The sequence below is a fragment of the Chamaesiphon minutus PCC 6605 genome, from assembly GCF_000317145.1.
Classification (GTDB): Bacteria; Cyanobacteriota; Cyanobacteriia; order Cyanobacteriales; family Chamaesiphonaceae; genus Chamaesiphon; species Chamaesiphon minutus.
This window is the reverse complement of the sequence record NC_019697.1, coordinates 4,638,352-4,650,946: the sequence shown is the minus strand read 5'-3', so window position 1 is coordinate 4,650,946 and position 12,595 is coordinate 4,638,352. Positions and strand designations below refer to the sequence as shown.

At 44.8% G+C, this 12,595-nt stretch carries 12 protein-coding genes and 1 pseudogene; 7 read left to right on the top strand and 6 right to left on the bottom strand.

The annotated features are described in order from the left end of the window. Window positions 1–88 precede the first annotated feature (88 nt). From CHA6605_RS35190 to accB, 4 genes are all read left to right on the top strand, one after another. Complete coding sequence (locus CHA6605_RS35190) at window positions 89–238, top strand: hypothetical protein (protein WP_015161435.1); 150 nt, start codon at window positions 89–91, stop codon at window positions 236–238. 449 nt (window positions 239–687) lie between these two features. Then, window positions 688–1,391, top strand: a protein-coding gene (locus CHA6605_RS33125; protein ID WP_422678764.1) for an IS1 family transposase whose coding sequence is annotated in 2 segments (ribosomal slippage) — window positions 688–1,027 and window positions 1,027–1,391 — 705 coding nt in all. Because the reading frame shifts where the segments join, the coding sequence is not laid out codon by codon here. A gap of 412 nt (window positions 1,392–1,803) precedes the next feature. Beyond that, window positions 1,804–2,364: an elongation factor P gene (gene efp / locus CHA6605_RS21195; RefSeq protein ID WP_015161434.1), complete on the top strand. Its 561-nt coding sequence runs from the start codon at window positions 1,804–1,806 to the stop codon at window positions 2,362–2,364. A 433-nt stretch (window positions 2,365–2,797) separates the two neighbouring features. After that, entirely contained in the window at window positions 2,798–3,283 is a 486-nt protein-coding gene (gene accB / locus CHA6605_RS21190) for an acetyl-CoA carboxylase biotin carboxyl carrier protein (RefSeq protein ID WP_015161432.1), read from the top strand. A gap of 32 nt (window positions 3,284–3,315) precedes the next feature. Here the strand turns inward: accB and CHA6605_RS31910 are convergent, their stop codons facing one another. The 6 genes and pseudogenes from CHA6605_RS31910 to CHA6605_RS35840 all read right to left on the bottom strand — a co-directional run. Next, window positions 3,316–4,086: a GerMN domain-containing protein gene (locus CHA6605_RS31910; protein ID WP_015161431.1), complete on the bottom strand. Its 771-nt coding sequence runs from the start codon at window positions 4,084–4,086 to the stop codon at window positions 3,316–3,318. 21 nt (window positions 4,087–4,107) lie between these two features. After that, window positions 4,108–4,248, bottom strand: a complete 141-nt coding sequence (locus CHA6605_RS34400) for a hypothetical protein (RefSeq protein ID WP_157260056.1) — start codon at window positions 4,246–4,248, stop codon at window positions 4,108–4,110. Between the two features lie 124 nt (window positions 4,249–4,372). Then, the gene (locus CHA6605_RS21180) at window positions 4,373–5,176 is read right to left on the bottom strand and encodes an LmeA family phospholipid-binding protein (protein WP_015161430.1); all 804 of its coding nucleotides are present in this window, start codon (window positions 5,174–5,176) and stop codon (window positions 4,373–4,375) included. Between the two features lie 200 nt (window positions 5,177–5,376). Further along, window positions 5,377–7,173, bottom strand: coding sequence for a proline--tRNA ligase (proS, locus tag CHA6605_RS21175; RefSeq protein WP_041549765.1), 1,797 nt, complete (start codon window positions 7,171–7,173; stop codon window positions 5,377–5,379). A gap of 135 nt (window positions 7,174–7,308) precedes the next feature. Further along, window positions 7,309–8,958, bottom strand: coding sequence for a tetratricopeptide repeat protein (locus CHA6605_RS21170; RefSeq protein ID WP_015161428.1), 1,650 nt, complete (start codon window positions 8,956–8,958; stop codon window positions 7,309–7,311). 157 nt (window positions 8,959–9,115) lie between these two features. Beyond that, window positions 9,116–9,271 (bottom strand): annotated as a pseudogene (locus CHA6605_RS35840) (transposase); the annotation flags it as partial. Window positions 9,272–9,966: 695 nt separating this feature from the next. Between CHA6605_RS35840 and CHA6605_RS21165 the strand changes: the two are divergent. The 3 genes from CHA6605_RS21165 (at window position 9,967) to CHA6605_RS21155 (ending at window position 12,454) form a co-directional block, all read left to right on the top strand. After that, window positions 9,967–11,235, top strand: coding sequence for a response regulator (locus tag CHA6605_RS21165; RefSeq protein WP_015161427.1), 1,269 nt, complete (start codon window positions 9,967–9,969; stop codon window positions 11,233–11,235). 233 nt (window positions 11,236–11,468) lie between these two features. After that, complete coding sequence (locus tag CHA6605_RS21160; RefSeq protein WP_015161426.1) at window positions 11,469–11,831, top strand: response regulator transcription factor; 363 nt, start codon at window positions 11,469–11,471, stop codon at window positions 11,829–11,831. Window positions 11,832–11,956: 125 nt separating this feature from the next. After that, window positions 11,957–12,454: a chemotaxis protein CheW gene (locus tag CHA6605_RS21155; protein WP_015161425.1), complete on the top strand. Its 498-nt coding sequence runs from the start codon at window positions 11,957–11,959 to the stop codon at window positions 12,452–12,454. Window positions 12,455–12,595 lie beyond the last annotated feature (141 nt).

The following is a 12,595-nucleotide window of genomic DNA, read 5'->3' as shown; positions in this document are numbered from 1 at the left end:
ACATTAGCAAGCTCGATCGAATTGAGCGCGTATAATTAAAACTATCAAGGATTGAATTATTCACCTATATTAATGCAGGGGCTAAGTTATGCAAATTGCCACCATGCTAGAACGTTTTATCGGTTATTTTTCCGATGCATTCTCACGAATATTCGCGCTCGATCGGAATGAATATCCAGCAACTGGTCTCCAACCATTTGAAGGAGAAATCGATAAAAAACATCGTCGTTCCTCTTAACTAGTAAGCATCAGTGTCTGGCTAATCCAGAAAGATGGTATCGATCGATGCCACAACCCTGATTGTGGGCGATTTTAAAGTACTTAGAGATATTGTTATCGGTGGTGAGAATTCTCTCTGACCACCGATTTTTATAGCTTAGATAATTAATATCAATTCTTTAAACTTCGACTACATATCCCTTCTACCCTCTGTCTTGATTCGGGAAATAACGGCGTGCGCGAATCGCTAGCCTCTACTCTCTCTTTTGTCATTTGTAGTCGGCTCTCTCGATATTCTGGGGTGAATAGTATCACGCCATACTAAATTAACTTTCACTCCATCCCTTTCCCCTTTACCCTTTCCCCTTTCCCCCCTTCTATAAGATTTATTGGCGTTGCTGAATTGATGTATGATATAACGATCGAGTGTAAAGTTGACTAAAAACAATGAACAGTAAATTAGAGTCGATCGAATGTCCAGAGTGTAAGTCAACTCGTGTTAATAAAAATGGGCATAAAGCAGGCAAACAGAATCATATCTGTGTTGATTGCGGCAGACAATTCATAGATTGTTATCAAACTGATCAAGGTTATGGAGAAGAAATTAAAAAAGAATGTCTCCTCATGTATGTAAATGGGATGGGTTTCAGAGCAATTGAGCGAATTAAGGGAGTACATCATACAAGTATTATTAATTGGGTTAAGCAAGTCGGTGAATTACTCCCAAATGCTTATGCACCAGAAATAATTCCACAAGTAGGAGAGCTGGATGAACTAGAAACATTTGTTGGCTCAAAAAAAACAAAATCTGGCTCTGGACGGCAGTAAATCACTTTCACCCAGGAATTTTAGGATGGGTACTGGGCGACCACAGTGCAAAAACTTTTCAGCCATTATGGGAACTAGTCAGTAGCTGGAAATGCTACTTTTACATCACGGATGGATGGCCAGTCTACCCGATATTTATTCCAGATGGAGACCAGATTATTTGTAAAACTTATATGACTAGAGTAGAGGGAGAAAATACAAGGCTTAGACACTATTTAGCCAGACTTCATCGCAAGACGCTTTGCTATTCTAAGTCGAAAGAAATGCTGGCACATTCAGTTAGATTACTAATTCACTATCTCAAGTTCTGGGATGTTCCCATCCCATATTCAGCTAACTATTAAATGTAGCTAAAGATTTCATCCTATTTTGAATATTTTTTTGGTCTCGAAGCTTGCGCGCCGCCTAAGCGGCGGTCGCCATATCATACATCAATTCAGCAACGCCGATTTATTTATCACCATAAGTACGAGAGAGCCAAGCTAATTGGTATAATCCGCTCTAGATGATTGCCAAGGTAGCGGCCAACTCGATAGTATCAAAAGACCCGTTCGTACCATGGCATAGCTGTCAAAATTGCTCAGCCAACTCTAGTTACAAGTTAATAGGATCGAACCGTTCGAGCCGATCCAGTCGCCCAATTTGGCAACTGGCAATCGACGGACTGGGGATGAGTGCGTCGCTACCAATAGCTTCATCGTCCCTAAGACTGATAAAATAAGATGCCCACAATTCTCTGTAACAATCTAAATATTCATGATTTCCAGTAATGACTTTAGACCTGGTGTATCCATTGAGTGGAAGGGAGGCGTATGGAAGATCGTCGAATCTCTCCATGTCAAACCTGGTAAAGGTTCGGCGTTTGTACGAACGAAGCTCAAAAATGTGCAGAGTGGTAGCGTTGTGGAAGAAACATTCCGCGCTGGGGAAACCATGCCCCAAGCAACGCTAGAAAAAATCAAAATGCAACATACATACAAAGACGGCGATCAATTTGTGTTTATGGATATGGAGTCTTTTGAAGAGTCCAATCTCACTCCCACCCAAATTGGCCCGAATGTTAAGTATCTCAAAGAAGGGATGGAAGTCAGCATCGTTCGTTGGGGCGAACAAATTATGGAAGTAGAACTGCCCAATACCGTCGTGCTGGTCGTCACCGATACCGATCCCGGCATGAAAGGAGATACGGCAACGGGTGGTAGTAAACCTGCAATCGTCGAAACTGGCGCACAGGTAACGGTACCTTTGTTTATCAGTATCGGTGAAAAAATCAAGATCGATACCCGTACCGACCAATATGTTGGCAGAGAAAGCTAAATGTCCAGCGATTGTCGATCGCAGTGCAGGCTCCAATATGTTGGTAGCCACTAACAATTGCGATGGGTCGAACCCCAATTTTCCCTCGGTTCGCGATCGAGGCATTGCTGCTACCGCCGCGAACTGTGAGTGAATCTTGTTGAGACGATCGCTCTAAATGGTCGATAATTTAACAATTTTAAGATGTTACGCAATCTGCCAATTTATAATATTGACTAAAGACACAAATTTTGCAGTATCTTATTTTAATTAAGCTCGACAATTAAATATGCAGGCGCAATAAAATACACAACCTTTGCAGGTGGAGCTGAAGAATGAGAAACTCAATTGCCGAAACATTAGATGCACGATTGGTAGTTTATATTAATTAAGCTCAGTTGGTTAGTTATATTGCAATATTAAATAAATCAGAGTTAAATACGAATAACTGAATATGACAATTGATTTTAAAGAACTTAGCGAACTGTTGGCTGCAATTGCTGCTAATAATATTACTGAATTGACGCTCAAAAACTCAGACTTTGAACTCACTGTCAGTAAGGGACAGCCATTAATTAGCACGGGTGGAAGCTCGACGACGATCGCCGATATCAATTCAACAGTCATCTCTGTGCCCACACCCGAATACCAACCTGCGGCGATCGAGCAGCGGCCTACGACGCCGACTATCGATAGCAAGTGGATCGAAATCAAGTCACCAATGGTCGGTACATTTTACCGTTCTCCCGCCCCTGACGAACCACCATTTGCATCGATCGGCGATCGAATTCGGGCGGGACAAACTGTCTGTATCATCGAAGCCATGAAGCTGATGAATGAAATCGAAGCCGAATCGGCGGGACAAGTCATGCAGGTACTAGTAGAAAATGGTCAACCCATCGAATTTGGACAACCATTGATGTATGTCAATCCTAGCTAGTCGATCGATCGCACTTTGAACCCCAATTCGGGTTACGGGTTAGTCGTGCTGGGCGTAATTGGGAAATCCCGATTGTAACTTTCACGCGTGACTGGTTGTCTAACTTCGACCCCAACGTCGCCTAGTACTTCTAATTTCTTACCTTCGACTGTAATCCACACGGGAGCGGTTGGGTTTTGAGTTGTAGCCGTGTACACGACTTGGCCCAACCTCCCAATCATCGAAGTCGCTCCATATCCTTGGGTAAACTCCTTGGATAGATCGACATGAATACCATCTGCCATCACTTTGGCACTCAATAGTTTCGTACCCACCGGGATTGTCGAGGTCAGTTTACCCTCGGGCTTACCTGCGGAGGCGATCAAGGTAGACAGCGAACTTTTGACACGCGCATCTGGGCTAGAAGCCGTACTACTAGTATCGGGATTGGGTCGATCTTGGGATACCAAAAAAGTCTTCTTACCATCATCATCCAATCGCCAAATTTTGACTGTATCGGTGTTTTTAGCGAACGATGGGGTGGTAGACTTGGTAGTCTTGATGCCAGCGGTTGGTGTTTGGTCGGGAACGGTGGGGGTGTCAACCGAGCTGGGTGGCGTCGGAATCGGCGTAGCCGTAGGCGTCTGCACTTGCGCCGGATCGATTGTAGCAGGGTTGGATGGATTTACTGTGTTGGGGGCGATCGCTTGGGGGCGATTTTGCATCGTAAACCAGGCAATGCCTCCACCCGTAACAGTCGCCGCTAAAACTAGTGCTGAAATGGTAGCAACTACATTTTTAGATATAGATTTTCGTTCTTCCATAATTAAAATTCCTATAAATCGTCAAAACCGATCGACATTCAGTCGGTGGTCGAAAGATGGTGCCAGATCCTCAGCTATTATTTGCTCGGGCAAGCCAAACAATAACCGATAATTGGCAATTGGTAAATGCTCCCCCGTCCATCGACCTACTTGCGTCAGCACTTACGATAATCGCGTGTTGCTCCATTAATAGTCTAACTGCTCGAATAGACATTCGGCGACGATCTATATTCAATAGTACATAATTAAATCGATCGCAGTAGGCATCCGATCTTGTTACCAGAAGTCACTCTTTGCGTCCGGTTAAGCGGACAAAAGCAGCTAGTTCTAGTTGTTGGGGGTTGACTTTGAACTGGAGAATTCTGGCTGTCAAACCGCGCTGCTCCAATATATCTACATTCAGCCGTTCGTCCATTCCAGCAGTCAAGCCAGCCAGCAAAAATTGCGGGACTGGCGTGCTACCAACTGTAGCAGCAGGCTCCACTAATTGAAACTTGCGACCACCGATGACGCTGACACCTGTTTCGAGATTGACAGCAATTTTTTCACTAGAAGCAGGGTCTTGGAGTTCGGCCCGAATGGCGATGCGATTGTTCGCCAAAAACCTCACTTGCGGATTGGTAATTTGGTAATCTTTGTTAAGAGAACCAGCCGCCGCACCACCGAGAGTACTAGTAGTCATTTTCTGGAGTTGGGCGATCGCATCCGGAGACTTTAGAAAATTATTTAAATCCTCCTCATTAAACTTTAACTTAACACCTGCCTGAATTGGCTGCTGGAGCGAGGACGATCGGGGGGTTTGTCCATCAGCCTGGAGTGCTTTAAGATCGAGTGCTAGCGGGTCGGTTTCGATCTCTAAAGTATCGATCCGCAGATCGCGAGTCACCCACAACCCCCGTCCGGCAATCCGCAATTTGTTAATTTTTCCGTTGATAATCTGGTGCGGGGGCGCGTTATCAGTTCTCACTTGCAGTTGTTCTGCCCGATCGAGCTGGGACAATAAGGCAGCTTCCACATTTTTATCGACCACTACTCCAGTGAGTGAAAATAATGCGGTAATACCGGAGAGGATGATGGTGATTAGTTCCATTTTTTTAGGTGTTAGGCTTTAGGCTTTAGGCTTTAGGGGATGGATTTGAGATTTAGTTTCGTGTTTTCTCGGTGCTAAGCTCTAGGCTAAGAAATCGATGCGATCTCAAACAAGACGTTGGTATTCAAGAAAAAGTACATTCACTTTGCCATAAACTATTTACCCTCTAAATTTCAAGCCTAAAGCCTAAAGCCTAAAGCCTAATTCCCGATCCAGTCTTTAATCGTCGCTCCAACATTCTCGACGGCAATATCTTGCGATTGTTTCGTAGCGCGTTGGACGACCTCTACTTTACCATCCTTAAGCGATCGACCAGTGACGATCCGGAAGGGGATGCCGATTAAATCTGCGTCTTTGAATTTGACCCCAGCTCGCTCGTCGCGATCGTCGAGGATAGTTTCGACCCCTAGTTGATTTAACTCGCTGTAGAGGCGTTCTGCGACCTCCATTTGTTGGGCATCGGCAATATTGGGCACGCAGATAATCGCATGATAAGGCGCGATCGCTACAGGCCAAATAATCCCATCTTTATCGTAAGATTGTTCGACGGCAGCTTGGGCCAGACGCGATACGCCCACGCCATAACAGCCCATCACTAATGGCTGCTCCTCGCCCTGTTCGTTGGTAAAGGTGGCACCCATGGCTTGGGAATATTTGGTTCCGAGCTGAAAAATATGGCCGACTTCGATACCGCGTGCGGTTTCTAAGACTTGAGTCGGATCGTGAATGGCGCGATCGCCAACTAGAGCCTTCTGAATATCGACTTTAACTGCTGGGATGGGGAAATTGGTATTCCAATTCGCACCGACAACATGCTTGCCAGGTTCGTTCGTCCCGGTGATAAAGTTCGTCAGACTGGCAGCGGTTTCATCGACGATGCGGAGGAACTGCGGATGGACGTTAGGACTAGATTGGATATATTCATCGCTCAAATCGGGAGCGATATAACCGAGGGGTAATGGTTTGGATGCCCATTTGTCGATCGCGACGCCATCTGGTACTTCTAAGGCAATGACTGTTTTAGCTCCATAATTCGGAGCTAATTTAACTAATTCATTGGTTAATTTAACCTGATTGACCTCGCGGTCGCTCCGAATGCTAATTAATACTAAAACTGTCTTGCCATTGTCATAAACAGCTTGCTGAATCAGGTTCTTGACGATCGATGTTCGATCGCATTCGAGAAATTTAACAAGTTTATCGATCGAATTGGTATTGGGTGTATCCTTGATTTCGTAACTAGTAAAAGGTGACGCCACAGCTTCAGGAGCTAGCGAAACAGCCTTCTCCACATTGGCGGCATATTCACCATCCGCCGTAAACATTACATCATCTTCACCCGCAGCCGCCAGCACCATAAATTCCTGCGAACCGGAACCCCCGATCGCGCCTGAGTCTGCATCTACAGCCCGATATTTCAAGCCGCAGCGCGTCAGCATCTTGCAATAAGCATCGTGCATGTCATTATAAGTAGCCTTGAGACTCTCAGCGTCGGCATGAAAAGAATAACCATCTTTCATGATAAATTCTCGCCCGCGCATCAACCCAAACCGAGGCCGAATTTCATCGCGAAATTTGCTTTGAATTTGATACAGATGTTGGGGCAACTGACGATAAGATTTAATCAGATCGCGCGCTACAGCCGTCACGACTTCCTCATGCGTCGGCCCTAAAGCCACTTCCCGCTTTTGTCTGTCGGTAAAGGCGAACATAATTCCCTCCGCCTGGGTATATGTATCCCAGCGTCCCGACTGTTGCCATAATTCGGCGGGCTGCAGTTGGGGGAGCAGACATTCTTGCGCGCCTGTCGCATCCATTTCTTCTTTGACAATCTGCCGTACCTTCGTCAATACGCGCCACATCAGGGGTAAATAAGCATACAAGCCACTCCCAATCCGGCGAATGTATCCCGCCCGCAATAGCAATTTATGGCTGGGAATTTCGGCTTCGGCGGGTTCTTCGCGAAGTGTGACAAATAAGCTTTTGGACAGTCTCATCGGATTTTTTTGCATTAGTTTACTCACCCTAGCTCGGTAGGGTTTGACTATCGATATTATCGCAGGGTCGGGGCGGATGTGGGTAGAGCTGGAATCCTCGATCGGCACTTCAAGACTTGAAGGATCTTTTCTTCACTAAAATGAACCAGAATTATTGCTAGTTTGTTGCCATTGTTTGATTCGGGCAATCGCATCCCGAGCATCTTGTTGTTTGCCCTGTTGTTGGTATAATTTCGCCGCCTGCTGCATATCTGAAATCGCACCTTTAATATTGTTTTGTTTGGCTTTAATCATTGCTCGATTAAAATAAGCACTAGCATATTGCGGATCGATCGAGATGGCTCGATTTAAGTCAGCAAGTGCGCCAGAAAAATCGTTGAGATTTTGAGCTTTCAGAAAACCACGATTGTTGTAAGCATTGGCAAATTTAGGGTTGAGGGCGATCGCTTGGCTCAAGTCAGTAATTGCGCCCTGCACATCGTTGAGCTTTTGAGCTTTGAGATTACCGCGATAGTAGTAAAAAAAAGTATATTTGGGATTGAGGGCGATCGCTCGATCGAGATCCGCAAGTGTACCCCGCACATCGTTGAGCTTTTCACTTTTAAGAACAGCGCGATTATAGTAGGTATTGGCAACTTGAGGATCGAGTGCGATCGAGCGATCTAAGTCAGCAAGCGCGCCCTGCACATCGTTGAGCTGTTGATATTTAAGATTACCGCGATTGTTGTATGCGAGGGCAAATTTAGGATCGATGGCGATCGAGCGATCCAAGTCAGCAAGTCCGCCCCGCGCATCGTTGAGCTTTTGAGCTTTAAGAACGCCGCGATTGTTATAGGCATTGGCAACTTTAGAGTCGATGGCAATCGCTCTATTCAAGTCCGCAAGTGCGCCCTGCGGGTCGTTGAGCTGTTGATATTTGACCATGCCGCGACCGATGTAAGCATTGACAGATTGAGGGTTGAGGGCGATCGCTCGATCTAAGTCAGTAAGTGTGCCCCGATAGTCTCCTGTCGCGTATTTCTGCGCTGCGGATGCAAAGTAATCATCCGCTCTCGGTGACGTATTTGGGGGAATGGTGGCTACTTGTCCGCCGAGATCGACTCCCATGTTACTGGCGATCGTCGCAAAGCGATTGACCGGAATACCGAGATTAAATCCAGTTTTGACGTTATTTTCATCGCGATCTCCTCTACCGTGAATAGCAACTAATTCCCCTTCGCTATTTAATACAGCTCCACCACTCATTCCCGGCAGCGTATCATTACTGTAGACGAGGGAATAACCTCTGTCGAAGGTTTTATTACTATTTGCGGAAACCTTCCCTTCTCTAAACACAAATACTAGCTCGGTGATGGCTCTACTCGTACTTGGAAATCCACCGACATAGAGATCCATTCCCGATCTGAGCACATTAGAGTTGCCTAGTTTAGCAGTTGGATATTTAGTTGTTGACTTGAATTTGATGACAGCCAGATCGATATTGCCAGGAGCAGATCGGATCGAGTTACTAATAACTTGATAGGATCGATCGTCTGAGGTGGTAATTTGATAACTAACTTTATTCTTTACCACATGCGCGGCGGTGAGAACGGTGTAAATATCGCCTTGTTGTTGCAGGATAACGCCCGAACCAACGCTATCAGGTTCGTTAATTAGAACGGTAATTGCTCTGGCTGTCTCGCCGATCTCGACTGAAGTTTTAGCGGATGCGATTGTTGGCTGTACGAGTGCGATCGTGGCAATAGTGGCGATTATTCCCGTCAATTGTGAGAGTTGATGTGGCATAAAACAGTAGTTAGGTCTTGTTAAAAAAGTGACTCAACAAGTGAACGATCGATTGAAAAATATTAACATACAAACTGTGATTGAATTGTCTCAAGCACAGATAATTTTATTTACAATCAAAATGGGATGAAAAATGTCGAATTAATAGCAATATATGAAAATTGGTAAAAAACTGCCGCAGCAGTGTCTCTAAATTCATCCTCAAAAAGGAGAAGGCAATAGCACTCTCCAAAGTACGATCTAATTTAGTCATGACTCGACCTAGACTAAATCTTCTTTTCCCTCGATCGAGTTTACCCTCAATGCAATTTCTGGCGTTGCTGGATTGATGTATGAAAGGCTAGTAGTCTACGGCGTAAATAAGGTTACTATTTTGCGGGGAGCGGAGAGCGGAGAGCGGAGAGCGGGCAGCGGGGAAAAAAATAGTTGGTTAACTTCTACCGCATAATACTAGGCAGGAAAGCGAGGAGCGACGAGCGCGCATCAGCGACGCATCGACCTAGAGGTTCCCTCCCGGATTATGCGAGACAAGACAAGACAAGACAGCGGGGAGAAGAGATTGCCAAAGTAAGAAATCATACTTGAAATCAGCAACGCCCATTTTGTTAATAATCCTTACCACGGTAGCCCGAACGCCGCTGCTGTAACTTCTGGTACTTCCTTTTGTCTGTACATACTCCGCTCCTCAAATCCTTGCTTTTTGACTTATTTTACTCATTTTCCTTATACTTCATTCCTGGAAAATAGCTCAAACCTCTTGCTGCGACTGGCTTGCTGAATATCTCAGCCAGCTCTATCTATTTACTATCTACTATTGACTATTGACTATTCAAACCAATCTTAATTTCCCAAATGTCGTTTTTTAGATCTAAGTAGGGAAATATAAGGAGGACATAACATGACTAACTGTCAACTCTCTCTCCCGTAGAGGCTGTGCCAAAGAACACATCGATTGTCGATCTTGCTGTGCATTTGTTAATTAAGTCCACTAAGCTATGAGTTTGAGCCATGAACCAGGGTTCTAGCAGCGTTGCTGACACCGAAAGAACACTAAACCCCATTAAGTTATTAGAACAGTTAGCTACTTCCCAGGCTAAAGGTTGTTTGCGCATTACTGCCAATGACATTGTTTGGTTACTTTATTTTTACGAAGGTAAGCTATTTTATGCTAATCACTCGCTCGAACCGATCGAGCGACTCGAACAACATCTGCGGCGAATTAGCCCAGTTATCTTAGCAAATCAGGTCTATACAGATTTGCGAGAGCAGTTGAAAGAGGCAAACTTGGAGGCAACATATCCCAGTTTGGATTATCAAGCAATTCGATGGTTGATCGCCCAAGGCCATATCAGCGAGCAAACTGCGGGGACATTAGTCAAAAGCATTACCAAAGAAGTACTTCAGCCCTATTTGCTGATTACGTCAGGCACTAGTGAATTGGTGTCACGAGATACGGCCTTTCCAATCTGGTGGAGTGGCAATTTCTTATTTGTGACCAAGGAATGTCAAACAGAGCTACAGGCTTGGCAGGCATTGCAACCAGCAATCCAGTCGCCTTACCAACGTCCTTATCTGATGAATGTCGAGCACCCATTGCTGACACCAGATGTCAAGGTTAAGTTGAGTAAAATCCTGATTGGGTTTAGCTTTCGGCAGTTGTCGCTATTGCTCAAACAAGATGAACTAACAGTTGCCAATAATCTCCATCGACTGATCAACAATCGGATTGTCGGCTTACGTCCGCCACAGCCACCATTCGAGCGACTGCATCGACTGTATACTGCTGGGATGGAAAGCGATCGCTTTAATGACAAAGAGCAATCCATCACCGCCACACTGGCTGCTGTCGATTCTAGTACCGGATCTGCGTCCCCAAGTACGGGCGAATTGATCGAACAAGCTACTTACAAGATTGCTTGTGTAGACGATAGTCCGACAATTTTACGCGAAATCAATCGCTTTTTAGATGGTGATAGCTTCAAGGTATTTCCGATCGTCGATTCGGGTACTGCTTTGATGAAGATTATCCGCATCAATCCAGACATCATCTTATTAGATGTAGGGATGCCAACGATCGATGGTTACAAATTATGCTCGATGTTGCGGAAACATCCAGCCTTTAAAAAGACACCGATCGTCATGGTAACCGGAAATACGGGCATCATCGATCGAGCTAAAGCCAAAATGGCAGGTTCTACCGATTACATGACTAAACCATTTACTCAAGCAGGCTTAATCGAAATGGTATCTCGACATCTCATGGCAGAGCATCAATAATTTAGTAAAAAGTTAATAGTTGCGGTGCGTGCTCGTCGGGTTTCCCGACGGTTTAACGCGACAAGACAGAAAGTTGCGATTGAAATCGCCATGGCTGATGCCCTGGACAGCTCGTCCTTTTTCTGGTCATCCAGATAGATACATCGACTAGAGACTTAAGATATGACTTATTGCCTAAGTCATGGGAATAATAAATGTATAACAGACTACAAATTTAAGGAAGAGTAAGCAAGATGGTTAAGATTTTAGTTGTAGAAGATACCCCTTCGGAAATGCAATTGATGACCCTATATCTCAAAGACAATGGCTATCAAGTTGTCTCTACAGATAATGCCAAAGATGGCTTGAGTATGGTTGACAAAGAGAAACCCGATATCGTGATCACTGATGTGGTAATGGAAGGCATGAACGGTTTTGAATTTTGCCGGACTTTGAAAAAAAATCCCGACACCGAAAGTATCCCCGTGATTGCTTGTACGTCGCGCAATCAAGACTTAGATAAATTGTGGGGCAAAAAACAAGGTGTGGATGTATATGTGACTAAACCTTATTCTCAGGAAGACATTATTAAAGCTGTTAAATCTGTTTCTAATTGAATTAGTGAATAGTGAATAGTGAAAATAGTGGATAGTGGCTCGCAAAGCGATCGAAACTTATCTTAACCTGCAAATCCTATTTACTATTCACTATCCACTATCTACTATCCACTAGCCACTACCTCATGAGCGTCACTACCTCACTACCAACTAAAAGATCGACCAGAACGACTGGTGAGATGTTTTTGCGATTTCAACTGGACAAACAGACTTGTGCTGTCGTGCCCATGCTCCAAACCCAAGAGGCAGTTATTATCCCTGCGGGACGAGTTTCGGTCATTCCCAATCTCCCGTCTTGCGTATTGGGTTTATTCAACCGCCGAAGTAGCTTGTTGTGGTTGGTCGATTTGCCAGAAATTTTGGGGCTAGAACCGATCGATAGATACGCTCATAGTTATGATGTCGCCTTGCTCAAAGTCGGGCAAACACCCTTGGCGGTAGCAGTTCGATCGATCCAAGGAGTCGTGAGATTCAACAAAGAAGAAATTCGATCGCCTATCGGCAGTTTCAATCCTGCTTTTACGCCCTACCTCAGCGGCTGGATCTTGCAAGAGCAAGAATTGGTATTGGTGCTAGATCCAGAAGCAATCATTAATGCCAAAATGTTCGGTCAGAACGGATAATAATCGATAATCGATTCCCACCACCAAAAATTTAAACCCACATTAAGTTTTAGCTCATAACAATTAGTAATCACTCACTCATCGCTAAGTTACGAGCTAATCAAGATCGCCATACATCAGCCATTTTCAATTATATTAAAT